Genomic DNA, 26691 nt, shown 5'->3' with positions numbered 1-26691 from the left:
ATGGCCAGAGGCTCAAGCTCCACTCACGTGCGAATCGGGGCCAACTGGACCGGCCGCGGGGCTCGTGTCCACGGCCGGTCGGAGCCGTGCGGGCAGACGGAAAACGCGACGACCGGACTCCGCCCGGAGGGGCGGAGCCGGCCGTCGCGCTGGTGGTGCCGAGCGAACCGTCAGCCCATGTGGGCCATGGGCGATCCCTCGACCTCACCCGGGTTGGGCTTCGGCGTGTTCATCAGCGCGGCGATGATCACCGCACCGAAGACCATGATCACGGCGGCCCAGGTGAAGGCCGTGGTGAACCCTTCCGTCATGGCCGCGTGCACCACGGCCGGATCCTTGCCCTGCGCGGCGCGCTCGGCCAGGTACTCCGAGGCCGCGTCCGCCGCCAGGGTGGAGAGCAGCGCCGTACCGATGGAACCGCCGATCTGCTGTGCGGTGTTGACGGACCCGGAGGCCACACCCGCGTCCTCGTCGGCGATCCGGTAGGTGGCGTAGTTCATCGCGGGCGCGATCACCAGACCCATACCGGCACCCTGGATGTACAGGGCGGGCATGACCATGGCCCAGTACGAGGAGTCCGGCTCCAGCGCGGCCAGCCAGAAGAGCGCGCAGGACGCGATGAGCATGCCGGGCACCACCAGGGCACGCGGCGGCGCCTTGGGGATCAGCTTGGTGGACAGCCCGCCGGCGAACATGCCGACGCCGAGCGGCAGCGGCAGGAAGGCCAGTCCGGTCTCCACCGGCGAGTACCCCTTGACCAGCTGGAGGTAGAAGGTCAGGAAGAACAGCGCGCCGAGCATGGCGATCATTGCCACGCCCACCGCGAGGTAGGCGCTGCCCCGGGTACGGTCGGTGATCACCCGCAGCGGCAGCAGCGGGTGGCTGGAGCGGGACTCCACCGCGACGAACGCCAGCAGCAGGAGCGCGCCGAGGGCGAACAGGCCCAGCACCAGGCCGGAGCCCCAGCCCTCGGACTCGGCCTCGCTGCACGCGTACACGATGCTGACGAGGCCGCTGGTGACCAGCAGCACGCCGGGGATGTCGAACCTGGCCCGCACCGCGGCACGCTGCTCCGGACCGAGGTACAGCACACCGAACGCGGCGATCACGGCGATCGGTGCGTTGACGTACATGCACCAGCGCCAGTCCAGGTACTCGGTGAGCAGACCACCGAGCAGCAGGCCGATGACGGCGCCGCTGGCGACGATGCCGCCGAAGATGCTGAACGCCTTGGCCCGTTCCTTCTGGTCGGTGAAGTTGACAGAGATCAGCGAGAGCGCGGTCGGGGCGAGCAGGGCTCCGAACACGCCCTGGAGGGCACGCGCGGTCAGCAGCAGTTCGATGTTGCCCGCCGCCCCGCCGAGGCAGGAGGCCAGGGCGAAGCCGGCCAGCGCGATCACGAAGGCGCGCTTGCGGCCCGTGTAGTCCGCGATGCGGCCGCCGAGCAGCAGGAGGCTGCCGAAGGCCAGGGTGTACGAAGTGACGACCCACTGCCGGTTCTCGCTCGAGAACGCCAGGTCGGCCTGCATCTCCGGCAGTGCGATGTTCACGATCGTGATGTCGAGAACCACCATCAGCTGCGCCAGGCAGATGAAGACGAGGGCCGTCCAACGCTTGGGGTTCGCTAACGGGGCCGCTCCGACGGCGGTACCGCCGGGGACCCGGTCTTCGGATGTGGTCATGGGGGGAGATGCCTTTCTCCGTCGTGTTCCGCGACCTTGCGCGGGACTGTTGCTCGGCCGAACGGCCCGCCCGCCAGGGCGGCGGACTCACCGCGACAGAATTCACCCGTTGATGGATTCATCCTGCCATGAATTATTCTCCGCGCGCGACGGCGCAGGCAAGTACCCCGTTTGGACCATCCAGCGGAAATAGAGCGACAGCAGGGACTCGTCGAGCGGGGGACAAGCGATCCCCGAGCCCTCCAGGGCCTGGACGGTGTGCGTGGCGTCGTAGTCGATGGCCTCCTCGCCGCCCACGACGAACTCCTCCACCACGCCCATCACCGGGTGGAGTTCGTTGTCCTGCACGGCGAACGACTCCTGGAGCGTGCTCCACCACTCCTCCACCGCGACGGTCCGGAAATCCCAGCCGTACCGCTCCATCGCCAGCAGCAGCTCCTTGAAAGCGGCCTTCTTGCGATTGACGAGGTGGTACGTCCGCCCGAATGCGTGCGGCTGCCCGGAGATCCGCACCAGGGCCGAGGTGACGTAGTCGACCGGGGTCATCTCGATCTCCAGATCGAGGTCCGGAGCCTTGCCCAGCTGGACACAGCCCTTGATGACCCGGGTGGTGAAGTGCGTGGTCAGACAGGCCCCGGTGCGCGAGTCGCCGAGCACCCGGCCCGGCCGGTGCACATCGACCGGGATGCCGCGCTCCTGCGCCTGGCGCACCAGCAGCTCCGCCGCCCACTTGGTCTGCACATAGCCGGTCACCAGCTTGCCGGCACCCATGATGTCGTCGTCCTCGGCGATCACGCTCCGGCCGTCGGCGGGGATGCCCCAGATGCCGTACGTCGACACGTACGACACCGGGATCTGCCGCGGGCCCGCGCAGGCCAGGCGCAGGATCTCCTCGGTGCCGCCCAGGTTCGCGGCGCGCAACTGGTCGTAGGTGTAGGAGAAGTTGACCCAGGCGCCGTTGTGGTAGACGGCGTCCAGCGAACCGGCCAGCCGCTCGAAGTCCTCCTGCGACAGGCCCAGTCGCGGCTTGGCGAGGTCACCGGGCACGACCCTGATCCGCTTCTCGGCGTCCTCGCGCCAGGGGAGGTACTGCTCCAGGTTCTGCCGGACCCGGGCCAGGCCCGCCGCCGGTTCGTCGCACCGGACCAGGCAGTGCACGACGGCCCCGGTGGTGGCGAGCAGCTCGTCCAGGAGGTAGGCGCCGAGGAAGCCGGTGGCGCCGGTGAGCAGCACATGGTGCGGGTCGGTGTAGCCGTCGCCGACCGGGCCGGCCGGCACGATGGCCGGGTCGAGCGCGACGTCCGCGGCGATGAGCTCCGGTTCCGTCATGTCCGCGGCCGGCTGCGGCGTGCCCTCCCCGTCGCCGCCCAACTCGGTGTCGAGCAGCCGCACCCAGTCCTCCAGCGTGGTCCGCTCGAAGAACTGTCCCGGCCGCACGCTGATGCCCAGATCGCCCTTGCAGCGCTTGACGACCTCCATCACCATCAGCGAGTCCAGGCCGTGCGACATCACGTCCGCCTCCGGCACCACCGTCTCCGGCGGCACCGCGAGCACCTCGCCCAGCACTTGCTGGAGATAGCCCGTCAGCACGGTCGCCCGCCCGGCCGGGGCGGCGCCCTCCAGGGCCTGGAGCACCGCCGTGGAGGTGCCGCCGCCGGTGCCCTCGTCGATCTCGACGGTCCGCAGCACGGGCCGGTCCGCCCGCGCCTCCATGACCGGCTTGTACACCGACCAGTCGGCGGCGCAGACCACGGCCTGCGGCGCGTCCCCGGCGAGCAGCGCGTCCAGCAGCCGCAGGCACTGCGGGGCGGACAGCGTGCGCAGACCGGTGGAGGTCAGGAACTCCAGGACGTCCGCGCCGAACAGGTTGGACGCCAGCTCCCACGGGCCCCAGCTGACCGTCAGCGCGGCCAGCCCCTGCGCCTTGCGGTACTCGGCGAGCGCGTCGAGGAAGGAGTTGGCGGCGGCGTAGCTGGTCAGGTGCTGCGAGCCCCAGGTGGCGGCGATCGAGGAGAAGCCCAGGAAGAAGTCGAGCTCGAGCCCCTCGGTCAGCTGGTGCATCAGCCAGCCGCCGACGATCTTGGGTCGCCACACCGCGTCGTAGTCCTGCGGATCGGAGACCGGGATGTCCCGCAGGAACTGCGGTACGGAGGTGCCCGCCGCGTGGATCACCCCGCGCAGCGGCATCAGACCGGTCGCCAGACCCTGCATCACCGGCAGCATCTCCTCGACGTCGCAAACGTCGGCGGCCACCACCTCGACCAGTACCCCGGTCGCCTCCAGCGACGTCACGAAGTCGACGCGTTCGCGCACGGAACCGGTGAGGGTCGGGTCGTTCCACTGCCGACGGGGCGGCAGCGGCGTACGGCCGAGGAGAACGATTTTGCCCGCGCCGTGTTCGGCCAGGTTCCGGGCCAGCACCTGGCCGATGCCGCCGAACGCGCCCGTGATCAGATACGTGCCCGAGCGGTCGATGCGCGGCCTGCGCCGCAGTTCCTCCTCGGTGAGCGTCAGCTTCACCAGCCGGGCCACCCGGCGGCCGCCGCCGCGCAGCGCCTGCTGGTCCTCGGCCGCGGTGTCGGCGAGCGCGTCGGCCAGCGCCGCGCCCTCGTCGCTCTCCCCGGCCTCCGGGTCGAGGTCGACCGCGCCGGCCCAGTGCTCGGGGTGCTCCAGCGCGACCACCCGGCCGAGTCCCCACAGCGTTCCGGCGAACGGCTGGGGCACGCCCTGCTCCGGCAGCGCGGGCACGGCCCCGCGGGTGACCAGGCTGAGCCCGGTCCTGGTGCAGGCCGACCGGGCCGTCAGGCCCTGGACCAGGGCGACGGCGGCCAGTTCGGCGCGGTCCCGGAACGCGGTGAGCGACTCGGCGTCGGCGGCGTCCGGGCGCGGCGCGTCCAGGCCGGTCATCAGCACCACCCGGTGCGGGGTGACCCCTTCGGGCAGCCCGCGCAGCCAGTCGTCGAGGTCCGGCGCGCCGGACTCCTCGATCCGGCAGTGCGCGCCGCGGGCCCGCAGCGCCGTCGCCAGCCGGCGTGCGGTGCCGGTGCGGTCGGGGATCAGCAGCCAGCCCTGGCCGGACAACTCCGGCTCGGCGGGGGCCGGTTCGCTCTCCTGCCACTCCAGCCGGGTCAGCAGCTCCTCCGGGTGCCGCCAGGGCGCCGGGGCGGCCGCGGCCGTCGCCGGTTCGCCGACGACCTGGAGTTCGCGGATGCCGCCCAGGTAGGCGCCGTCCTCGGCGAACAGGTCGATGCTGCCGCAGGCCGTGCCGGGCTCCTTGCCGGGCTGGGCGATGGCGCGCACGTACCGGGCGTTGTGCAGCGAGTCGAGCGTGGCCTCGACGACCCGGCGGGTGAAGCCCGCCTCGGTCAGGCCCGCGTCCCAGGAGAGCGCGGCGACGGCCGCGTCGAAGACCGCCACGGCGTGGTCGGCCAGTTCGCCGCTGTCCTGGTCGAGGGCGACCAGCACACCCGCGTCGCCGCGGTGCGCGGAGATGACGGACCCGATCAGGGCGTCCGACAACGAGGCCGTCTCGTAGTGGAGTTCGTCGCCGTACTCGTGCCCGGCGAGGGTCGGCGCGGTGCCGCCGGAGTGGCGTGAGCGGGTGCTCGCCCGGCGCCGCAGCACGGAGTGCGCGTGCAGCGTCCAGGGCGCTCCCGCGGCCGCCTCGGCCGGACTCTGGCTGAGCAGGTCGACGATCGCGCAGCCGTCGTCGTCCGTGGTGACGGTGATCTGGAGCACCCGGCCGTCGCGGTTCATCGGGATGCGCTGCCGGACGTCGAGCTTCTCGATGCAGCTCCACGCGCCGCCGAGCGCGTCCCCGGCCGCCTCCCGCGCCACCCGGCCCAGCGAGCCGACGGGCAGGAAGCGGAAGCCGTCCGAGCCGGTGCGCGCGTGGCGGTCCCAGTTCGGGTCGTCCAGCTGGAGTTCGTAGGTGGGTACGGCGCTGTGCAGCCGTACCCCGATGTGCGGCAGCCGGACGCCGCTGGCCTTCGGGGCGGTCTCCCGGCGCGGCTCGTACCAGTACCGGTCGCCGTGCCACGGGGTGACCGGCAGGGCCACGCGTCGAGGAGTGCGGCCGGAACCCGAGTGCACCGCCGTCCAGTCCACGGTCTCGCCGCGCAGATGCAGCAGACCCAGCGCCCGCTGGACGGCGGTGCGGTCCTCGGGTGCGCCGGCCCTCGGCCGGTACAGCGACGGCACGAAGGTGCAGTCGCCGTCCAGGCCGGTGCGCTCCCCGATGCCGCTGAGCACCGGGGCGGGGCCGATCTCCAGGAAGGTACGGGCGCCCTCGGCGTGCAGGGCGGTGAGGCCGTCGTGGAAGCGCACGGTGCCGGCCGCGTGCCGCACCCAGTACTCCGGCCCGCTGTCCTCGGCGGTCCAGGGGCGGCCGGTGTGGTCGGAGACCAGCGGCAGGGTCGGCATGCGGTAGGTCAGCGACTCGGCGACCTCGCGGAAGTCCGCCAGCATCGGCGCCAGCAGCGGGGAGTGGAAGGCGTGGCTGACGGTCAGCCGGGTGGTGCGCGTGCCGCGCCGTTCCAGCGCCGTGCGCACCGCGTCCACGTCGGCCGCGGCACCCGAGATCACCACGCTGGAGGGGCCGTTGACCCCGGCCAGCGACACGGTGTCGCGGTAGCCGGCGATCGCCGCGCGGGCCGTTGCCTCGTCGCAGTCCAGGGCGGCCATCGCACCGCCGGCCGGCAGCGCGGCCATCAGGGCGGCGCGGGCCGCGACCAGCCGTACCGCGTCGGGCAGGTCGAAGACGCCCGCGACGCAGGCGGCGACGATGCCGCCGATGCTGTGGCCGAGCAGCCCGCTGGGCCTCAGACCCCAGGACTGCCACATGCGGGCGAGCGCGTACTCGACGGCGAACAGGGCCGGCTGGGTGTAGCGGGTGTCGTCGACGGGTGAGTCCCCGCCGGCCTCCGGCCAGACCACGGAGGCCAGCGGGCGCTCCAGGTGCTCGTCGAAGAGGGCGGCGGCCTCGTCGAACGGAGCACGGAAGGCGGGCTCGTCGGCCAGCCCGCGCGCCATCCCGGCGTACTGGGAACCCTGGCCCGTGAACAGCCACGCCGTCTTGCGGTGCTTGTGCACGGGCAGTTCGGCGGTGACCCCGCCGGAGAGCCGCTCGCCGCGCGCGAACGCCTCCAGCGTGTCGGCGAGTTCACCGGCGGTGGAGCCGGTGACGGCAAGACCGTGCCGCTGCCGGGACCGGCCGACCTGGCTGGTCCAGCAGACGTCCGCGAGCGCGTCGGAGGTGACGCGCAGATGGGAGCCGTACCGGCCGGCCAGCTCGGCGAGCCCCTGCGGGGAGTTCGCGGACAGCGTCAGCACCTCGGGCCGCCCGTCGTCCGCCTCGGACACGGCCTTCTGCGGTACGGCGCTGATGACGGCGTGGGCATTGGTGCCGCTCGCGCCGAAGCTGCTGATGCCGCCGATGCGGGGGCGGTCGCCGGTGGAGCCCCAGGGGCCGCCGTCCTTGGTGACCTCGATGTGCAGCTTGCCCCAGTCGACGTTCGGGTTGGGGTCGTTGAAGTGCAGGTGCGGCGGCAGTTCGCCGTGCTGGAGGGCGAGGACCAGCTTCAGGACGCCCGCGATGCCGGCCGCCGACTCCAGGTGTCCGATGTTGGTCTTGATCGAGCCGACCTTCAGCGGGCTTCCCGCGGGCCGGTTGCGGCCGATGACGGCCTCCAGGGCGCGCAGCTCGATCGGGTCGCCGAGCGCGGTGCCGGTGCCGTGCGCCTCCACGTAGTCCACGTCGCCGGGGGCGATGCCCGCCTGCTCCAGGGCGCCCCGGATGACGCCCTGCTGGGCGGCCGGGTTGGGCACGGTCAGACCGCTGCTGCGCCCGTCGTGGTTGACGGCCGAGCCGCGCACCAGGGCGAGCACCGGGTCGCCGTCGCGCTGGGCGTCGGACCAGCGCTTGAGGACGACGACACCGGCACCCTCGCCGCGCACGTACCCGTTGGCGCCCGCGTCGAAGGTCTTGCAGCGGCCGTCCGGGGAGAGCCCGCCGAACTTGCTCATCATCACGAAGCCGTACGGGGAGAGCATCAGGTTCACCCCGCCGGCCAGCGCCATGTCGCACTCGCCGGTGCGCAGGTCCTGGCAGGCCTCGTGCAGTGCGACCAGGGACGAGGAGCAGGTCGTGTCGACGACCTTGCTCGGTCCCATCAGACCGAGGGTGTAGGAGATCCGGCCGGCGACGAAGCTGGGCTCGCCGACGAGCTGGTAGGCGTCGACGTCCCGGATGTCGCCCTCGCTCTGCCGGAGCCGGGCGTAGTCGGTGGTGGAGACACCGAAGTAGACGCCGGTGGCGCTGCCGGTCAGCCGGTCGGGGGCGTAGCCGGCCCGCTCCAGGGCCTCCCAGGCCACCTCCAGCGTGAGCCGCTGCTGCGGGTCCATGCCGACGGCCTCGCGCGGCGAGATGCCGAACACGCCCGGCTCGAACAGGTCGACGCGCTCGTCGAGGAAGCCGCCCTGGGTGACGTACGCCTTGCCGGGCTGGTCGGGGTCGTCGTCGAAGACCGCCTGCGCGTCGCCGCGCTCCGCCGGGAACTCCCGGATGGTGTCGGTGCCGTCGGCCAGCATCCGCCACAGCGACTCGGGTCCGTCGGCGCCGCCCGGCAGCCGGCAGCCGACGCCGATGACGGCGATCGGCTCGTCCAGGGTCCGGCTGCGGGTCTTCGTCAGCTGGGTCTGGAGCTTTTCGATGGTGCGGACGGCTTCGACGAGTTTGGCCCGGTAGTCCGGGGTCGTCATGGTCAGTCTCCCTCGGTCAACAGGGCTTCGGACGACGCCAGGGCGCCGTCGAGGCGGCTCAGCAGGGCGTCGTCGTCGAGGTCTGCGGGGTCTTCGAGGCCTTCGGCCGGCTCGTCCGGCTCGGCGGCCCCGGCCGGTTCGGCCTGGTCCTGCGGTGCGGTCAGCACCTCGTCGACGACGAAGCGCGCGAACGAGGCGACGTTGGGGCACTCGAACACGACGGTGCCCGGCAGTTCGACGCCCAGCTCCCGCTCGGCCCGCTGCTTGAGGTCCTGGGAGAGGACCGAGTCCATGCCGAGGTCGAAGAAGCCCTGGTCGGGCGCGACATCGGCGTCCTCGCCCAGTACCTGGGCGACGAGGGTGAGCAGCAGGTCGACCAGCCGTTCCTCACGGCGGTCCGGCGGCAGCCCGAGCAGCTCGGCCGCGAGCGCGCCCGTGGGCTCCGTCGCCGTGGGCTCGGGGGCGGCGGGCTGCTCCGGCTGCCTGCGGGGCTCGGCGCTGTAGGGGGTGTCCACCCAGAAGGCCTTGCGCTGCCAGGGGTAGGCGGGCAGCGGCACCGGGCGGTGCGGGCCGGGCACCAGCCGGTCCCAGTCGACGGCGACGCCGTTGGCGTGCAGGGCGCCGGCCAGCTCCAGCAGTTCGACCGGGCCGATGTAGGCCTTCTCCACTCCGCTGGGCTGGCGCCGGCGGGGCGCGGTGAGCTGGGCCGGGGCCGCCTCCCCGGACTCCGCCGCCGCGTCCAGGGCGGCACCGAGCATGCGGATCGCACGGCTTCCGGTGCCGATGTCGAGCAGGACGTCCAGGCCGGCCGTGGCGACCTCGCCGGCCAGCGAGGCCCAGCCGTCGGCGGCCGAGTACCGCGGCACCGCGGTCTCCTCCGCCGGGGCCGGGACGGGCACGCCGGCCGCGAGCAGCCGGACCGCGTTGACGAGCGTGAGGTCGCCCGCGACCACGGCGGCCGCGTACTCGCCGATGTCCCAGCCGACGACCGCGTCCGGTTCGACGCCGAGCGCCCGCCACAGGGCGGTGGTGGCCAGGTGGCCGGCGAACACCTCGCCCGCGTGCTCCACGCTGCCCGGGTGCGCCGGGCCCTCGGGTTCGCCGAGCTCCTCGCGCAGGGCCGCGCGCGCCTCGGCCAGTACGGCACGGTAGGCCTCCGCGCCCGCCGGGTCGCCGGCCAGGACCTCCTCGTTCGGGGTGAGGTCGGCGGGGGTGCGGCCGTAGACGAACATCACGGTCGCCTCGTCGCGGGCCTTCACCGGGCGGGCCCCGTCCAGGGAGCGGACGAGTTCGTCGCGGGTGCGGCCGACGGCGGTGACGCGGTGGGCGAGGTGGGCGCGGCGGGCGCCGGAGGTCCAGCACAGGGCGGCGAGTTCGCTCTCGTCGGCCGCGAGGATCCGCTCGCGCATCCGCCGCACGGCGTCGGTCAGCGCGTCCGGCGTCACCGCCGACACGGTGAGCACACAGGGCCGCGCGGGCCGGGTCACCGGGGGTGCCGGCTGCTCCGGCGCCTCCTGTACGAGGACATGGGCGTTGGTGCCGGTGAAGCCGAACGCGCTGATGCCCGCGATCCGGGGCCGGTCACCGCGCGGCCACGGCACGGGTGCGCCGGCCACGTCCAACGGCAGCCGTTCCCAGTCGAGTTGACGGGTCGGCGTGGTCAGGTGGAGCTGGGCGGGGATGCGTTCCCGGCCGAGCGAGAGCACCGTCTTGATCAGGCCGGTGACCCCGGCAGCGGCCTCCAGGTGGCCGACGTTGGTCTTCACCGACCCCACGACGAGCGGTCGGCCGTCCGGGCGCCCGGAGCCCAACGCACCTGCGAGCGCGCGCAGTTCGACGGCGTCGCCGAGCCGGGTTCCGGTGCCGTGCGCCTCGACGTAGGACACCTCGTGCGGGGCGACGCCCGCGTTCTCCAGGGCGGTGCGGATGACCTCTTCCTGGGCGGTGCCGCTGGGTACGGTGAACCCGCCGCTGGCCCCGTCCTGGTTGACCGCGCTGCCGCGGATGATCGCGTACACGCGATCACCGTCCCGCACGGCGCTCGAGAGCCTCTTGAGTATCACTACACCGGCGCCCTCGCCGCGGCCGTAGCCGTCGGCCGAGTCGTCGAACGTCTTGCAGCGTCCGTCCGGGGCGAGCGCACCGGCCGCCCCCATGGAGAGGAAGACCGTCGGCGTGGCCATGACGTTCACCCCGCCCGCCAGCGCCAGCCGGCTCTCCCCCGCGCGCAGGCTCTGGCAGGCCAGGTGCACGGCGGTGAGGGAGGAGGAGCAGGCGGTGTCCACGGCGATGCTCGGACCGCGCAGCCCCAGGAAGTACGAGATGCGTCCGGCGGTCGCGCTGAAGGAGTTGCCGGTGCCGTAGTACAGGTCGACGTCGGACTCGCGGCGGGTCACCAACTGCTGGTAGTCGGTGGTGTTGAGGCCGACGAACACCCCGGTGCGGGTGCCGCTCATCCGGTCGGCCGGCACCCCGGCGTCCTCCAGCGCCTCCCAGGCCACCTCCAGGAACAGCCGCTGCTGCGGGTCCATGGTGCGGGCCTCGCGGGGCGAGATGCGGAAGAAGGAGTTGTCGAACCCGTCGACCTCGTCCAGGAACGACCCCCGCGCGGGTACGCCCTCCAGCGCGGCGGCGTCCCACCGCCGCGCGGGCACGTCACCGCTGGCGTCGACCTCGGCGTCGAGCAGCCGCCAGAAGTCCTCGGGCCCGGAAACCCCGCCGGGCAGCCGACACCCGATGCCGATGACAGCGATGGGCTCCAGCTGCTCGTCATCGGGGTCGGGGGTGGCGCCCTGAAGGGGCGCGGGGCTGTGCCCGTCAGCGGCTCCGCCGCAGGGCGCGCTCACCCCAGACGGCGCCGCAGCAGACGTCTCACCGACCGTGGCACCCTCCTCCTCGGCAGCCGCTACGACCGGCTCCTCCGGAGTCAACGTCATGATGTAGTCCGTAAAGCCATCGATCGTGCCGTGCGCCAGCGCATCCGCCCCGTCCACGGCGACCCGCAGCTCCTGCGCCACCCGCCGGGCGAACTCCGCGACGGAGATCGAGTCGATCCCCAGCTCGAAGAAGCCCCGGGTACGCGGCAGCCGCTTGCGCGGACCGTGCCCGAGCACCTTGGCCAGCACGTTGTGGACGGTCGCGGCGACCTGCTCGCGGTCGTGCGAGGCCGGCGCGGCTTCGGGCACGGCGACCGGCGCCGGCTCGGCAGCGACAGGAGCCGGAGCCGCAACCGCAGCCGGAGCCTCCGCAGAGGCCTCCGCACTGGCCCCCAGCTCGGCGACCACCCGCCCCGCGGAGTCCACCAGCCGCACCTCGGCCCGCAGACCGTCGAGGCTGTCCTGCCGCTCGGCCGGCCCCGCCCCCTGCTCACCGCGCTCGACGCCCTCCAGCCAGTACCGCTCGTCCGCCCAGCGGTGCGGCGGCAGCGTCACCGGCGGCACCGGGGCACCGTGCACGGCGGCCCAGTCGAGGCCGATGCCCGCCTCGTGCAGCGTGGCCCGGGAGCGGGCCAGGACCGTCGGCCCGGGCTGGGCGCGGTACAGCGAGGAGACGACCGGCCCGCGCCGCTCGCGGTGGGCCAGCGACGCCTGGAGCGGGCGGGCCAGCACCGGGTGCGCGCCGATCTCGACGAACGCCGTCTCGCCCTCGGCGAGCAGCGCGTCGACGACGGGCCACAGCCGTACCGGTTCGCGGATGTTGGCGGCCCAGTAGGCGGCGTCGAGCGGCACCGGGTCACCGGGCACCGCGGTCGACAGGAACGGAACCGTGGGCGTGTTCGGGGTCAAGTCCCGCAGCAGGTCGGCGAGTTCGTCGGCGTAGGGCTGCATCAGCGGGGAGTGGAAGGCGTAGTCGACCGGGAGCTGGACCACGTTCGCGCCGGCGTCGGCCAGTTCGCGCACCGCGGCCTCGACGGCGGCCTGGGGACCGGCGACGACGACGGAGGCGGGCCCGTTCTCGGTGGCGACGCACACCTCGGGGTGGCGGGCGGCGAGCCGCTCGCGTACCTGGTCCGCGCCGAGCTCGACGTTGGCCATCCGGCCGGTGCCGGCGGCGCGGTGCATCAGCCGTCCGCGGTGGGCGACGAGCCGTACGGCGTCGCCGAGTTCGAGCGCCCCGGCGACGTGCGCGGCGGCGACCTCGCCCATGCTGTGCCCGATCACCGCGTCGGGGCGCACGCCCCAGGACTGCCAGAGCCGGGCCAGCGCGACCTGGACGGAGAACACCGCGGGCTGGGCCACGTCGGTGGCCCGTACCCGGGCGGGGTCGGCGTCGCGCAGGACGTCGTACAGGGACCAGCCGACCTCGGCGCGCAGCAGTTCGTCGCAGGCGTCGAGGGTCTCGCGGACCACGGGCTCGGTCTCGGCGAGGTCGAGGCCCATGCGCGGCCACTGCGAGCCCTGGCCGGAGAAGACGTGGACGACCTTGGGGGCGACGTCCGCGGCCCGGCTGCCCTCGGCCTCGGCGAGCGCGGCCGTCAGTTCGGCGGCGTCCTTGCCGACGACGGCGATGCGGTGCTTGTGGTGGGTGCGGCGCACGGCGGAGGCGGCGGCGACCGGTCCGACCGGGTCGGCGAGCGTGCTCGCGTAGTCGGCGGCCAGTTGCCGCAGCCCGTCGGCCGTGGTGGCGGAGACGAGCAGGGTGTGCGGCCCGTCGGTGTCGACGGCCTCGGTCCGCGGGGCGCTGCCGAGCACCACGTGGGCGTTGGTCCCGGACAGCCCGAACGCGCTGACGCCCGCGGTCAGCGACTCGTCGGTGTCCGGCAGGGTGACGTGGTTGACCGGGACGAGCGTCCCGGACGACTCCCAGTCGATCATCGGTGCCGGGTAGACGTGGTGGATCTGCCCCGGGACCGTGCGGTGCCGCAGCACCAGCATCGTCTTGAGCAGTCCGGCGATGCCGGCGGCGGAGTCCATGTGCCCGAAGTGCGCCTTGTGGGAGCCGACGAGGAGCGGCCGGTCGGCGGGGCGGGTGCGGCCGATCACCTCGGTGAGCGCGGAGATCTCCAGCGGGTCGCCGAGGGGGGTGCCGGTGCCGTGCGCCTCGACGAAGACCGGCTCCTCGGGCGCCACGGAGGCCGACTTCAGTGCCGCGCGCAGCAGTTCCTGCTGGGCGAGGGCGTTGGGGGCGGTGAGCCCGGCGCTGCGTCCGTCCTGGTTGACCGCGGAGCCGCGGATCAGCCCGTGGATGCGGTCGTGGTCGCGTACGGCGTCGGCGTAGCGCTTGAGGACGACGACCCCGCAGCCCTCGCCGCGGACGATTCCGTCGGCGCGGGCGTCGAAGGGGCGGCACCGGCCGGTCGGGGAGAGCGCCTGCACCTTGCCCATGAAGACGGAGAGTTCGGGCGCGACGATCACGTTCACGCCGCCCGCCAGCGCGGTGTCGGCCTCGCCGTTGCGCAGCGCCTGGCAGGCCAGGTGGACGGCGACGAGCGAGGAGGAGCAGGCGGTGTTGACGGTCATCGCGGGCCCGTGCAGGCCGAAGGTGTAGGCGATGCGTCCGGCGGCGAAGCTGAACTCCTTGCCGGAGGCGAAGTACGGGTCGATGGTCTTGATGCCGGAGGTCCGGGCGTGCAGCAGCAGGTAGTCGGAGCCGAGGATGCCCATGTGGACGCTGGTCCGGCTGCCCTCCCAGGCGCCGCGCGGCACCCCGGCGTCCTCCATGGCCTCCGAGCACACCTCCAGCAGCAGCCGCTGCTGCGGGTCCATGCCGCGGGCCTCGCGCGGGGAGACGCCGAAGTAGTCGGCGTCGAACCGGTCGATGTCGTCGAGGAAGCCGCCCTCGCGGCAGTAGGTGGTGCCGGGCGTGTGCCGGTCGGGGTGGTGGAACTCGTCGCTCCAGCGGTCGCCGGGGACCGGCGTGACGACGTCCACGCCGTCCATCAGCACCCGCCACAGCCCGTCGAGGTCGCGCACGCCTCCGGGGAAGCGGCAACCGGCCCCGACGACGGCGATGTCGTCGGGGCGGGGCTCGTAGGGTCGGTTCTCAGCCATGGACCGCTGTTCCTCCCATTGTGAGCTGCTGCCGCCGGCCGGCCAGGTATCCGGCGAGCGACCGGATCGTCGGATGCCGGACGAGGGCACGCGGGTCCACCTCGTCGCCGAGCCACTCCGCCAGGGCCGTGGCGATCACCAGGCTGTCCGCGGAATCGATGTCGAACTCGTCGAAGCACAGGTGGACCGACACCATCGCCGGGGGCAGCAGGGTCCGTTGGGCAATCTGCTCCACCAGCCAGTTCTCCACCGCTTCTGGGGTGATCTCCCTCGCAGGTCCGCTCACCGTGGCACCTCTCATCCTCAAGTGCGGCCGAAAGCGACGGTAGGGAGACGGACTCAAGGCGCCCTAGAGAGAACTGCGGACGGCCGCCTCCGGGCCGTGACCGGGAGGGCGTGACCGGAGGAAACCGGGCTTCGCCTCGGCGGGGTGCCGGCACCGGGACACGTCCGGCCCGTCGAACCGGGCGTCCGGCCTGCCCGTTCACGCATCCGCCGACCGCCGCATTCCGGCCAGCCCGGAACGGACGCCGGGCGTCCGGTCTCGAACCCCTGTCGACGGCGGCTTGAGCGGATCCTGTTGCGATCCCGGTCGAACCAGTCAGAGCCGACATCCGTCCGACCGCGGAAGGAAGCACTCCGTGACCAGCGAACCCGCCCTCACTCTCTTCTGCCTGGCGCACGCCGGCGGCAGCGCGCACCCCTACATCCGTCTGGCGGCGGACCTGCCCGACCGCGTCAGGCTGGTCCCGCTCGAACTCCCGGGCCACGGAACCCGGGTGCGCGAACCCCTGCTGCACGGCCTGGCCCCGCTGATCGACGAGGTGGTGCGGCTCGTCGGCGAGCAGCGGGAGGGGCCGTACGCGCTCTACGGCCACAGCTTCGGCGCGCTCCTCGGCTACGAGGCCGCCCGCGCCCTGACCACCCTGGGCACCCCGCCGGAGCTGCTGCTGGTCTCCGGCCGCAACGGCCCCACGGAGCCGCTCTCCCACCGCCCGTTCCACCATCTGCCCGACGACGGCTTCGTGCACGGGCTGCAGCGGATCGGCGGCCTGCCGGAGGCGCTGCTCGCCGAGCCGGAGCTGCTGCGGTTCTACCTGCCGGCGATCCGGGCCGACCTGAAGGTCGTCGAGACGTACACGCACGCGCCCGGTCCGCGGCTCGCGGTGCCCGTGGCCTCCTTCGCCGGGCGCAAGGACGTGCTGACCGACCCGGCGTCCGTGGCCGCCTGGTCCAGGATCACCACCGGCGTCTTCGACTTCACGCTGGTCGACGCCGGCCACTTCTTCCTCCAGGAGCCGGAGTTCAGGGCCGCCCTGTCCGCCCGGCTGACCCGGTTCGCCGAGCAGCCCCGGCGCTCCCCCGCGGCCCGTGGCACCGCCTCCCGGGCCGGGCAGGCCGGGTGACCGGCGCGGACACCGCGAGGCAGACCCGAGTGAACCTCAACCGACACGGCCCAGCATCTGCGGCAGTACGGCTCTTCTCCCCCCACACCTAAGACCGAGACCAACAGGAGGCCCCAGTGGCGGCGCTGTCCCATGAAGAGATCCGTCGCAGGATCAGCGAGTACATCGAGCAGCAGTTCCTCGGTGAGAGCGAGGTGTCCGAGCTGACGGACGACACCCCGCTGCTGGAGTGGAGCGTCCTGACCTCCATGAACACCTCCCTGCTGCTCTCGTTCATCAGGACCGAGCTGGGGGTCGTGGTGCCCCCGACCCACATCACCGGCCGGAACTTCGCGAACCTGAAGGCCATCACGGACATGGTCCATTCCCTGGCCCCGCAGCCCGCTGCCTGAACCGACCGAAGGAAGAGAGAGCATCGTGGACGCACAATTCGACGTCGCAGTCATCGGCGGCGGCCCCGCGGGATCGACCGTGGCCTCGTACCTGGCCAAGGCCGGGCTGTCCGTAGCCGTGTTCGAGGCGGAGAACTTTCCTCGCGAGCACGTCGGCGAGTCCCTGGTCCCGGCCACCACCCCGGTGCTCCTGGAGATAGGGGCCATGGAGAAGGTCGAGGCCGCCGGCTTCCCCAAGAAGTTCGGTGCCGCCTGGACCTCCGCCGAGGACCGCGACATCAACCACAACGGTTTCCGCGGCCTGAACCACGACTTCCGTGCCGCGGAGGTCCTGTTCAGCGAGCGTGACCAGGACGGCGTGGACCGCGACCACACCTTCCACGTCGACCGCAGCAAGTTCGACCACATCCTCCTCAAGCACGCCGAGGAGCTGGGCGCCAAGGTCTTCCAGGGCGTCCGGGTCGGCAAGGTCGACCTCGACGGCGAGGTGCCGGTCGTGGAGGTGAAGGTCGGCTCCTCGTCGACGCACATCACGGCGAAGATGGTCGTCGACGCGAGCGGCCGCCAGACCCGTCTGGGCAACCAGCTCAAGCACAAGATCCCGGACCCGGTCTTCAACCAGTACGCCGTGCACACGTGGTTCGAGGGCCTCGACCGCAAGGCCCTCGCGGTCAACAAGGACCAGGCCGACTACATCTTCATCCACTTCCTCCCGGTCATCGACACCTGGGTGTGGCAGATCCCGATCACCGACACGATCACCTCGATCGGCGTCGTCAGCCAGAAGAAGCGGTTCCAGGAGTACGGCGGCGACCGCGAGAAGTACTTCTGGGACACCGTGGCCTCCCGTCCCGAGCTGCTCGACGTGCTGAAGAACTGCGAGCAGGTCAAGCCCATGAAGACCGAGGGCGACTACAGCTACGGCATGAAGCAGATCGCCGGCGACAACTACGTCCTCATCGGCGACGCGGCCCGCTTCGTCGACCCGATCTTCTCCTCCGGCGTCAGCGTCGCGCTCAACAGCGCCCGCCTCGCGGCCAACGACATCATCGCCGCCGCCGAGGCCGGGGACTTCAAGCACGAGCGCTTCGCGGCCTACGAGAACAAGCTGCGCAAGGCGGTGGGCTACTGGCACCGCTTCATCGAGGCCTACTACCGCCTCAACATCCTCTTCACCGCCTTCGTCCAGGACGACCGCTACCGGCTGGACATCCTCAAGATGCTCCAGGGCGACGTCTACGACGACGAGGAGCCCAAGGCCCTGGCCGCGATGTGGGAGATCATCGAGGCCGTGGAGAGCGACCCCACCCACCTGTGGCACCCGTACCTGGGCAGTCTGAGGTCCCCCACAGCCGCGCCCAGTTTCTGATCCCCCCGGCCCTCCCCCAGCCGGGGAGAGCGTCAGAGACCTGGAGCGCAAACCGCCGGCCGCGTTCCTCCCCCGGGTTCTCCGGGGAGGGACGCGGCCGGCGCATGTGTGCGCCCCGCCGTCAGGGTCAGGCGGCGCGCGCGTGGGCGATGACCGTCAGCAGGGCACGGGGGGTGGGGGCGTCGGCGACGATGGTGTCGGGGAGCCCGACGCCGTACTCGCGCTTGATGCGTCCGGTCACCTGGAGGAGGGCCAGCGAGTCGTAGCCGAGCCGGTAGAACGGCGTGTCGAGCACGTCGTCGGCGTCCAGGTCGACGTGGTCCGGGACTCCGGCGCTCTCGCGCAGCAGCCGGAGCAGATCGGCGAGGGTGAAGCCGGCCGGGGACGCCGGTGATGCCTGGGAGTCGGACAGGGCCATGGGTGCCTCCTTGAGGGATCGGAAACCGTGCTGGGGGAAGGGACGAAAACGGAGCGGGAGGAGCGGAAGGAGCGGAAGGAGCGGAGGGAGGAGCGTGCGGCTCAGAGCCGGCCCAGCAGCACCGTGAGCAGGCCCCGGTCGAGGGTGGTGTCGGCGGCGGTGTCCTCCGCGGCGCCGAAGCCCTCGTCGCGCAGCGCGGCGCTCACCACGTAGTCGGACTCCAGGGCGTGCGTGCCGAAGGTCCACTCCGGCCCGGTGCCCGGCGAGCCGTTCGGCCGCTGGAGCCGGATCCGCGCGTCGTCGAGGGTGAAGCCGAACTCGGTGAACCGGAAGCGCAGCCCCTGGCCGATGGCCTTGCTGTACGCCTCTTTCAGCGTCCACAGCCGGACGAGGGCGCTGTTGCGCATCTCCTCGGGCAGGGAGTCCAGCAGGGCGCGCTCGTGCGGGGTGCAGGCCTGGAACTCCACGCCGGTGCCCACCATGGGGCGTTCGGCGCGTTCCACGTCCACGCCGAGCAGGCCGCGCCGGGTGACGCCGACGACCATGACCTCCTCGGTGTGGCTGAGGCTGATGTCGATCTGGTCGCAGCCGCGCAGGTAGGGCCGCCCGCCCGGTTTGTACGCCAGCTCCACCGACTCGGGGCTGCTGGCCAGTACCCGGGCCGCGGTGTGCTTCAGCAGCAGCCGCGAGGCGAGGAAGCCCTCGCGCACCTTGCGGTGGGCCAGACGTTGGAAGCGGCCGTAGTCACGGGGGCCGAGCAGCGGGCGCAGAACCCTTTCTTCAGTCTCCTCCGGAAGCCAGTCGGCGACCCTGCCGTAGGTGACGACCGTGCCGCGCTCCGCCAGCGGCCGCAGAACCTCGTCCCAGGAGCCCTCGGGACCGGACACGAGCACGGGTGCCCCCGCACCGGGAACGGCCATCAGACGCCTGCCTTCATCAACCGGTCGCGCAGATAGGCGACCAGGGTGCCGACGGACTCCATGCTGTCGACCATGTCGGGCAGGGAGAGCACACCGAGCTCCGGAACGGCCTGCTCGACGCGGTACTTCAGCTGCATGATCAGGACCGAGTCGAAGCCCAGGTCCTCCCGCAGCAGCGAGTCCGTGCCGACCTCGGCCAACGGGTCGTCGATGACCCGCCGCACCGCCTGGACCACCGCGGAGATCAGATCTCCGGCCGAGTCCGCGGCATGTGTGTCGGCGGCGTGCGCACCGTGGCTCATGGGCCGTTTCCTTCCGGTCAGGACGCCTCTAGGCACGTCTCGTACAGGTCGTAGGAACGCCGCTGCTCGTAGCGTTCGAGGACCGCGTCGAAGAGCCGCTGCTCCACGGCCTCGTGCGGGGCCTTCGGTACGTCGAGGCCCAGCAGGACGCCCAGCCGGTGCAGCGCCCCGGTGATCCACGCGGGGTCGGCCAGGAAGGTGCCGGGCCGGGCGCCTCGGTGCTCGCGCCACACCCCGAGGCTGGCCGCGGCGGCGCAGACCAGGGCGTAGCGGTCGGTGAGGGCCAGGGTGTCCGGGGCGGACAGACCGGCGCCCGGTTCCATCCGGGCGAACCGCTCGCGCAGTTGGCGCAGTTCGCCGAGGAAGGCGGCGCCGAGTTCGCCCAGCTCCCCGTCGGCTCCGGCGCAGTCCTGGAGGACGGGGACGACCGGGTCGGAGGTGCCGGCGGCGGCCAGCGCCCCGAGGTCGGCCGGGGGCAGGTCCTCCCAGGGCCGCAGCAGCCCGGCCGGCGGCTGGTCGTCGACCAGCCAGGAGTCGCGGGCCAGGTGCGGGAGCTGGGCGACCAGCATGGCCTGGCGGGCAGCGGTACCGGCGTGGCCCTGGCCGAGCAACGGCAGGTCGCGCACCATCCGGCCGAACGCGCCGTAGCGGCCCTTGCTGTCGAAGTAGGCCTCGCCCAGCACGGTGGACAGATCGTGCGCGGAGTCCTGGAGCAGCTTGGGCACGGTGTAGGCGGCGGCGGCCGCGCAGGCGCTGACCCGGTCGGGCAGCAGATGGATGCCGCGCGCGGCCGCCAGCGCGACGCTGTCGCTCACCAGCAGGTCCAGCAGCGCCCCGGTGAGCACCTCGCGTCCGTACGGCGACCGCAGCGGCCCGTAGGGGTCCTGGTCCTTGTGCTCCACGGCGAACCGCACGGCGGTGCGCAGCATGGTGTCGGCCGCGGCGACGTACACCGAGGGCAGCAGGGCGCGGGTGACGACCGAGCAGCGCACGACCAGGGGCATGCCCCGGCCCGGCTCGCCCACCACGGCCTCGTCCGGCACGGGGCAGTCGGAGAACTCCAGACCGCCGAACTCGATGCCGTCCAGGCCCACGGTCCGGTAGCGGTGCAGGGTGCGCAGGGCTCCCTCGGGCAGGATCTCGCGGTCGATCAGCAGGATCTCGTGCGTGCCGTCCTCGGTGCCGGCGACGACCGTCAGGCCGCGGGCGCGGGCGTAGTTGCACACGGCGGTCTTGGCGCCGTCGAGACGTCGCCGGCCGCCGTCGCGGCGCAGCGCGAACTCGTCGCGCACGAAGTCGTTGGCGTGCGCGACGGCGGGCCGCGCGACGGCCATCCGACCGCCGCCCAGCAGCAGCGCGGCGGTCCACTCGCGCTGCGCGGTGTTGCCCGCGGTCCACACGGGGGTGGCGGCGAAGAAGCAGTTGAGCCCGTATCCGAACCCGAGCGACAGATCACGCCGCAGGGCGGGCCGGACCACCCGCCCGAGCCCGTCGATCCGCTCAAGGCGCCCGCCGAACTCCGCCGGCACGAACTCGGCACCGAACTCGCAGTCGTCCAGGACCCGTTCGGCCCGTACGAACTCCTCACCGCCGACCGCACCGGACCCGAACGGCGCCAACGCCCGCTCCAGACCGTCCGTACGGCTCCGGATCCGCGCCTCGGCCGTGGTCGCACGCACTGCTGCTCGCTCCACCGGGTGTCACTCCTCGCGGTCCGCCGATCCAGTCGCCCCTCGTCCGGCATGCCCCCATCAGCACCCGCACGAGAACGAACCAAGCCTCGACGCTGCCGCTCAATTCCTGGTGGACAGCCCCTGCCGTGCGGCCCGGTGGAAGCCGACCGCGCAGTTCCCCGCGCCCCTCCAGGACGCCATCCCCCCCCAGCCTGCCACTCAACCTGCGGGCCGGTGGGGGCCGTTCGCGCAGTTCCCCGCGCCCCTTCAGGGCGCCACCCCACCGTCCACCGTGCAGGCACACGTACCACCTGACCCGGCCCCCACCCCAGCAGGCGGTGCTGGCCCATGCCGCTGAGCCTGCGGGCATGCGTGCCGCCTGGGGCGGCACGGGTGGGCGCAGGCGGCGCCCCGGTAGCGCCGGGCCGCGCGACCCACCCCCGCGCCGGCGTCAGCCAGCGGTACCCCGACTCGCGCCTACGCCGGCACCAGGCAAACGGAACCCCTACCGAGCCCCCTCCCCCCGCGGCCGTAGCCGCGCCACCTTCGCCGCACCCTCACCCGCACGCTCACGCTCCCCCTCACGCTCCCCGTTCCGCACGCCGGACTCCCCTCGCACCAGACAGTCCAACGCCTCCCGCAACCGCTCCCGTTCCTCGTAGACCGACCCCCCGGCACGACCGTCGAGCAGCGACACCGCCCGATGCCCATGCCGCCGCACCTGCACGGCGAGCCCATGCCCAGGCCCCACCTCCGCACAGAACACCGGCCCGTCAGCCCCCAGTTGCCCCATCGCCGCATCCAGCAGCACCGGCTCCGAAGGCTGCAACGCCCAGAACTCCGGATCAACGGCAAGCTCGGCCGACAGCCGACCCCCCGCCCTCCCGGACAACAACGGCGTACGCGGCACCCCGAAGGCCACGGCCCGAAAGTCGGGCCATGTCCCCCGGCAGGCGTCAGCGACCAGCGGCCCGTGCAACCCCGCCGGCACCTGCACCCGCATCCACGTCAACCCGGCTTTCTCCAGCTCCCGTTGGGTGGCCCGAAGCCCGAACTCCCCACCGGACACCACGGTCTGCCCCGGCCCGTTGCAGGCCGCGACCACCACCCCGGCCCGCAGACAGGGCACCACCGGCCCCGGCCCCGCCGCCACCGCGAGCGCCCCACCGGCCGGGGCACCGGCCAGCGCCTCGGCCTGCACGACGACGAGCCGTACAGCGTCCGAGAGAGCCAGCACCCCGGTCTGGACAGCGGCGACAAGCTCGCCGACACTCTGACCGAGGACCGCGCCGGGACGCAGCCCCCGATCCCGAACCGTCTCGCTGAGCGCGTGGCAGACCGCGAACAGCAGCGGATGCACCTCGTCCATGGTCCGCAACTGCGCACCCGAGGCCCAGAGCCGGTACAGCCGTTCCCCGTCGTCACCCAGCAGGCCGAGGACGTCGTCCATGGCCGAGGTGAACGCGGGCTCGTGCCGGTACAGGCCGTAACCCATCGCGGGGTACTGCGCTCCCGCCCCCGGCAGGAGCAACGCCAGCGGCGTCACGGATCCGTCAGTACCGGCCGGGCGCCCGCACTCGGAAGAGCGAGAGCGGCTGGTCCAGCCGGAGTTCGGAGGAGGAGTCGAGCAACGCCCCCTGCAAGGACTGGAGTTCGTAGCTGGGATCAAGCCCCAGCTCCCCCGCGAGCACGTCCCGCAGCCGCTGGTAGACCTCGAGCGCCGTGGTGCGACGCCCGGCCCGGTACAGCGCGAGCATCAACTGCAGGTGGATGCCCTCGTGCAGGGGATGCCGCGCCGCGAGCCCGAACAGCTCGCCGATGATCTCGTGATGGCGCCCCAGGAGCAGGTCCGCCTCAATTCGGCGGCACAGTATGCCCATTCGGGACTCCTCCAGGCGGGTCACCTCGACGTCCAGCACCCGTCCGCACTCCACGTCGGCCAACGCCGGCCCACGCCACAGCGACAGCGCCTTGCGGAACAGGTCCGCCGCCGCCTCGTAGTCCCCTTTCTCCAGAGCCCGATGACCGCCGCCGGAGAGCCGCTCGTACTCCCGTACGTCGACAGAACCGCCCTGCGTGTCGAGCAGATAGCCGCCGGGCTGGGTGACGAGCACGCTTTTCGCACCGAGCGGCATGTCAGGCGATGGGCCTCCGATCGCGGAGGTGATAAGGTTCCGAAGCTGAAGAATATACGTCTGTAGCGTCGTCGCGACGCTGGGCGGCGGGGTCTCGCCCCAGACCTCCTCCACCAGCATCCCGACGGAGACGGGACGGTCTGGATTGAGGGCCAGTACCGCCAGAACCTTGCGTGGCTTGACCGCGGAAGGCACCACAGACTTGCCGGTCTGCATCACTCTGCACGCGCCGAGCACTTCGATGTCCATCGGCATCCTCTCTGTTGCCTGTATTCCGCTGCTGGCATGAGCAGCGGGTGGTTCCGCACAGTGATCCGTTGATGACGTGATGGTCACGCGATAGTCCGGTGAGCGGCTCGACACGAACTCAGCTCGGACTCAAGTCGGCCTCGAAGACCGGCACTTCGGGATAGAGCGGCCGGATGCCGCCGTTCCGCAGCAGCCCGCGCATGGCCGACCGCTGCAGCTTGCCGCTGGTGGTGCGCCGCACCACGCCCAGCCGTACGAGCAGGACCATGGCGTCGGGGATTCCGAACTCCCCGTCCAGATGGGTCTGTACGGCCTCGGCGAGCGACGGCAGTTCGCCGTCGAGGAGGCCTGTCTCGCGCACTTCCTGGATCACGATGAGCCGGTCCCGCTCCGGCCCCGCGGTGACGGCGGCCGTCACCCCGAACAAGGGGTTCAGGCCCTGCACGGAGACCTCGATGTCCTCCGGGGCGACATCCACCCCGTTGACGACGACGCCTTCCTTGAGCCTGCCGATGACGAACAGCTCGCCGCTGTCGTCCACGGCGCCCAGGTCGCCACTGCGCAAAAACGATCCTTCGTGATGGGAGGTCACCGCGCCGAAGAACTCCTCCGTCTCCGCGCGACGGCGCCAGTAGCCCGGCGCGACCGTCTCGCCCCGGATCCATATCTCGCCCACCCGGCCCGGCGGGAGCACCTGCCGGGTCTCGGGGTCGACGATGCGCATCTCCGCCCCGTGGGGCCGCCCCACGCCGACCAGGGTCCGGCTCCGGCCGCCGGCCACGGTCCCGTCGAGCCGGCCGGCGGCGAGAGCGGCACTGTCCACCCGGCGGGACAGGGGCGGTCGCCCCGGGGCTCCGCCGGTGACGAGCAGGGTCGCCTCCGCCAGTCCGTACGCGGGGTAGAACGCCTCGGGCCGGAAGCCGGCGGGCGCGAACTTCGCCGCGAAGGAGCGCAGGGTGGCCTCCCGCACGGGTTCGGCACCGTTCACTGCGACCCTCCAGGAGCCCAGGTCCAGCTTCTCGGCCTCCTCGTCCGAGACATCGCGCACGCACATGTCGTACGCGAAGTCCGGGCCGCCGGACAGGGTGACGCCGTGCTCCGCGATCAACTCCAGCCAGCTGAGCGGCCTTCGGATGAAGGACCACGCCGGCATGAGCACCCCGCGGGCGCCGAGGTGGAGCGGGTGCAGCAACTGCCCCACCAGACCCATGTCGTGGTACGAGGGCAGCCAGCCGCCGATCACCGAGCGCTCGGAGGTGCCCAGCGCGCGGGCGATGGCCTGCTGCCCGGCCAGCAGGTTCCGCTGGGTGATCAGCACCCCCTTGACCTGGGTCACGGAACCGGAGGTGTACTGGATGAGCGCGAGGTCGTCGTCGTTCTGCGCGGTCGGCCGCCAGTCGCCCGGGTCCGGCAGGGCCGCCCGGTCGGCGGCCAGGCACACCAGATCGCTGCCCGCGAAGAGACGGGAGAGCTCGGCGGCCACGGCGGAGTCGGCGAGGGCCAGCGAGACGTCGGCGTCCTTGGCGATCGCCGTCAGGCGCCGTACGTTGCGCCCGCCGTCCAGCGGGGACGGACAGGGCACGGCGGTGGCTCCGGCGTAGAGGCAGCCCAGGAGGGCCGAGACCTGGAGCGGGCCGTCGCAGTGCGGCAGCAGGACGCGCTGCCCGGTTCCGCCCTGGGACTGCACCCAGGCGGCCAACGAGCGCGCCTGCCGGTCGAGTTCGCCGTAGCTCAGGGTCTGCTCGGCGGGACCGGGGGCGCTGTCTCTGGAGCGGGCGCCGACGAAGCGGAAGGCTTCGCGGGCCGGATCCACAGCCTCCATGCGGCGCCGTAATGCGCCAAGAAAACCACCCATTGCGAACCGCCCCCGTCCGACTCATTGGCGCGAAACTAACGGCCGATGCTCAAGGAACGCATGACCTCTCCTTGACCTCCGGACGCGCTCCGGTGCCTGAGTCCGCATCATAACGAGGGAAGATGGCGCTGCGGTACGGGTAATTCATGACCTGTTGAAGAATCGATCCGGTCGACTTCTGTCCGCGATGCGACCCGGCACCGCGCTGAACTTGGCAAGTAACACTCGGAGGCGGCTCGTCCGGATCCTGACGGAAGTTTAAAAATCGCGAGCAGGGCACGATCGAACCCCTCTTCGATCTCCACCGAGGGGCGGGAAGGGGCCGAGAGCCGAACGAGCGACCCTTCAGAAGAGGGTCCGCAACCGGCGCCCGCGCGACCGGAGAACGCCCGGAACCATGATACTTTCCGCTTCAACTGGCTTGAAACATACGAGAGTTACAGCCCCGGAAAAACGGCGACGGACAGGCGCCCACCCGATCACCCCCTTGGTCACACGGCCGCGCGCACCATCCCCGCCCCCCGGACCGGGAGCAGCCGCCGAGACACCCCCGTCCGCGAACGGGCACCCGCGACGGCCGGATCGAAGCACCCCGGCAGCAAGCGAAGCGACCCGACCCTTTCACCACCACCGACACCACTCCCCCTCAGCCCGCCTCGTCGAAGCTGGCGTAGTACGCCGCCGCCATGTCCTCGTCGCCGTGCCCCTGGGCGGCGGCGCGCTCCAGACGTTCGGCGCCGGCGGCGGCGACGTCGAGGCGGATGCCGTGGGCGGTGCCGGCCTCGACGATCAGGCGGGCGTCCTTCGCGGCGGTCGACACCGCGAACTGCGCGGGCGTCAGCCGGCCGTCGAGCACCAGGGCGGACTTCGCCCGGAGGTACCCCATGTCCAGCGGGCCGCCGCCGATGGCGTCGAAGAAGCTCTGCGGGTCCACGCCGAGCGCCTGCGCCAGGGCCAGCGTCTCGCCCATCGCGTTGGTGGCCGCGAGGACCCAGCTGTTGGCCACCAGCTTCAGCCGGGTCGCACTGCCCTCGGCGCCGTCCTCGCCCGTCCACAGGGTGCGGGCACCGACCGCGTCGAAGACCGGCGTCACGCGCGGGCGGCCCTCGGCCGGTCCGGCGGCGAGGACGAGGAGCTGTCCGGCCTCGGCGGGCGCCCGGGTGCCGAGCACGGGGGCGTCGTAGAAGAGGAGTCCGCGCTCGCGGGCGAAGGTGGCCAGGCCGGTGAGCGCCTCGATCCCGGCGGTGGTGGACTGCGCCCACGCGGTGCCGGGACTCAGTGCGGGCGCGGCCCGGCGCATGACCTCCAGGGCGGCGGGGCCGTCGTAGAGCATGGTCAGGACGGTGTCGGCGCCCTCGACCGCCTCGGCGGGACTGCCGGCGACGAACACGCCCTCGGCGGAGAGCGGTTCGGACTTGGCGCGCGAGCGGTTCCAGGCGCGTACGGCGTGTCCGGCCCGGGCGAGGTTGCGGGCCATCGCCGCGCCCATGATGCCGGTGCCCAGCACACTCACGGTGAGCTTCTCGGTCATGACGTCACCT

At 72.6% G+C, this 26691-nt stretch carries 15 protein-coding genes; 3 read left to right on the top strand and 12 right to left on the bottom strand.

Features of this window, described 5'->3' with window-relative positions; translation table 11 throughout:
- Positions 1-170: 170 nt before the first annotated feature.
- The 4 genes from ICC28_RS05905 to ICC28_RS05890 form a co-directional block, all read right to left on the bottom strand.
- A complete protein-coding gene (locus ICC28_RS05905; RefSeq protein ID WP_188287331.1) occupies positions 171-1682 on the bottom strand; it encodes an MFS transporter in 1512 nt (503 codons plus the stop codon).
- A gap of 102 nt (positions 1683-1784) precedes the next feature.
- Positions 1785-8441 carry a type I polyketide synthase gene (locus tag ICC28_RS05900; RefSeq protein ID WP_188287330.1) on the bottom strand — a complete coding sequence of 2219 codons (6657 nt, stop codon included), beginning with the start codon at positions 8439-8441 and terminating at the stop codon, positions 1785-1787.
- A 2-nt stretch (positions 8442-8443) separates the two neighbouring features.
- Complete coding sequence (locus ICC28_RS05895) at positions 8444-14431, bottom strand: type I polyketide synthase (protein ID WP_188287329.1); 5988 nt, start codon at positions 14429-14431, stop codon at positions 8444-8446.
- On the bottom strand, positions 14424-14717 hold the full coding sequence (locus tag ICC28_RS05890) for an acyl carrier protein (RefSeq protein WP_188287328.1): 294 nt from the start codon (positions 14715-14717) through the stop codon (positions 14424-14426). Before ICC28_RS05890 ends, ICC28_RS05895 begins: the two co-directional genes overlap by 8 nt.
- Before the next feature lie 355 nt (positions 14718-15072).
- Between ICC28_RS05890 and ICC28_RS05885 the strand changes: the two genes are divergently transcribed.
- From ICC28_RS05885 to ICC28_RS05875, 3 genes are all read left to right on the top strand, one after another.
- Positions 15073-15837, top strand: a complete 765-nt coding sequence (locus ICC28_RS05885) for a thioesterase II family protein (protein WP_188287327.1) — start codon at positions 15073-15075, stop codon at positions 15835-15837.
- 116 nt (positions 15838-15953) lie between these two features.
- Positions 15954-16229, top strand: coding sequence for an acyl carrier protein (locus ICC28_RS05880; RefSeq protein ID WP_188287326.1), 276 nt, complete (start codon positions 15954-15956; stop codon positions 16227-16229).
- A 25-nt stretch (positions 16230-16254) separates the two neighbouring features.
- Positions 16255-17598: an NAD(P)/FAD-dependent oxidoreductase gene (locus ICC28_RS05875; RefSeq protein WP_317453963.1), complete on the top strand. Its 1344-nt coding sequence runs from the start codon at positions 16255-16257 to the stop codon at positions 17596-17598.
- Positions 17599-17725: 127 nt separating this feature from the next.
- Here ICC28_RS05875 and ICC28_RS05870 read toward each other — a convergent pair whose 3' ends face one another.
- From ICC28_RS05870 to ICC28_RS05835, 8 genes are all read right to left on the bottom strand, one after another.
- Complete coding sequence (locus tag ICC28_RS05870) at positions 17726-18016, bottom strand: acyl carrier protein (RefSeq protein WP_188287325.1); 291 nt, start codon at positions 18014-18016, stop codon at positions 17726-17728.
- A gap of 101 nt (positions 18017-18117) precedes the next feature.
- Positions 18118-18936: a 4'-phosphopantetheinyl transferase family protein gene (locus ICC28_RS05865; RefSeq protein WP_188287324.1), complete on the bottom strand. Its 819-nt coding sequence runs from the start codon at positions 18934-18936 to the stop codon at positions 18118-18120.
- Positions 18936-19238 carry an acyl carrier protein gene (locus ICC28_RS05860; protein ID WP_188287323.1) on the bottom strand — a complete coding sequence of 101 codons (303 nt, stop codon included), beginning with the start codon at positions 19236-19238 and terminating at the stop codon, positions 18936-18938. Before ICC28_RS05860 ends, ICC28_RS05865 begins: the two co-directional genes overlap by 1 nt.
- Positions 19239-19255: 17 nt before the next feature.
- The gene (locus ICC28_RS05855) at positions 19256-20932 is read right to left on the bottom strand and encodes an acyl-CoA dehydrogenase family protein (RefSeq protein ID WP_188287322.1); all 1677 of its coding nucleotides are present in this window, start codon (positions 20930-20932) and stop codon (positions 19256-19258) included.
- Between the two features lie 484 nt (positions 20933-21416).
- Positions 21417-22457 carry an acyltransferase domain-containing protein gene (locus tag ICC28_RS05850; RefSeq protein ID WP_188287321.1) on the bottom strand — a complete coding sequence of 347 codons (1041 nt, stop codon included), beginning with the start codon at positions 22455-22457 and terminating at the stop codon, positions 21417-21419.
- Positions 22458-22464: 7 nt separating this feature from the next.
- On the bottom strand, positions 22465-23295 hold the full coding sequence (locus tag ICC28_RS05845; RefSeq protein ID WP_015657270.1) for an AfsR/SARP family transcriptional regulator: 831 nt from the start codon (positions 23293-23295) through the stop codon (positions 22465-22467).
- A 118-nt stretch (positions 23296-23413) separates the two neighbouring features.
- On the bottom strand, positions 23414-25117 hold the full coding sequence (locus tag ICC28_RS05840; RefSeq protein ID WP_188287320.1) for a fatty acyl-AMP ligase: 1704 nt from the start codon (positions 25115-25117) through the stop codon (positions 23414-23416).
- A 679-nt stretch (positions 25118-25796) separates the two neighbouring features.
- A complete protein-coding gene (locus ICC28_RS05835) occupies positions 25797-26681 on the bottom strand; it encodes an NAD(P)-dependent oxidoreductase (protein ID WP_188287319.1) in 885 nt (294 codons plus the stop codon).
- Positions 26682-26691: the final 10 nt, after the last annotated feature.

It is taken from the genome of Streptomyces sp. TRM68416, from assembly GCF_014596915.1.
In the GTDB taxonomy this organism is placed as follows: Bacteria; Actinomycetota; Actinomycetes; order Streptomycetales; family Streptomycetaceae; genus Streptomyces.
This window is presented reverse-complemented; position numbering and strand designations above follow the sequence as displayed.

Excerpts from the sequence above, each read along its gene's own strand:
- ICC28_RS05835 (WP_188287319.1), bottom strand. The coding sequence starts at position 26,681 with ATGACCGAGAAGCTCACCGTGAGTGTGCTGGGCACCGGCATCATGGGC.
- ICC28_RS05845 (WP_015657270.1), bottom strand. The coding sequence starts at position 23,295 with ATGGACATCGAAGTGCTCGGCGCGTGCAGAGTGATGCAGACCGGCAAG.
- ICC28_RS05870 (WP_188287325.1), bottom strand. The coding sequence starts at position 18,016 with ATGGCCCTGTCCGACTCCCAGGCATCACCGGCGTCCCCGGCCGGCTTC.
- ICC28_RS05865 (WP_188287324.1), bottom strand. The coding sequence starts at position 18,936 with ATGGCCGTTCCCGGTGCGGGGGCACCCGTGCTCGTGTCCGGTCCCGAG.
- ICC28_RS05840 (WP_188287320.1), bottom strand. The coding sequence starts at position 25,117 with ATGGAGGCTGTGGATCCGGCCCGCGAAGCCTTCCGCTTCGTCGGCGCC.
- ICC28_RS05900 (WP_188287330.1), bottom strand. The coding sequence starts at position 8,441 with ATGACGACCCCGGACTACCGGGCCAAACTCGTCGAAGCCGTCCGCACC.
- ICC28_RS05895 (WP_188287329.1), bottom strand. The coding sequence starts at position 14,431 with ATGGCTGAGAACCGACCCTACGAGCCCCGCCCCGACGACATCGCCGTC.
- ICC28_RS05905 (WP_188287331.1), bottom strand. The coding sequence starts at position 1,682 with ATGACCACATCCGAAGACCGGGTCCCCGGCGGTACCGCCGTCGGAGCG.
- ICC28_RS05860 (WP_188287323.1), bottom strand. The coding sequence starts at position 19,238 with ATGAGCCACGGTGCGCACGCCGCCGACACACATGCCGCGGACTCGGCC.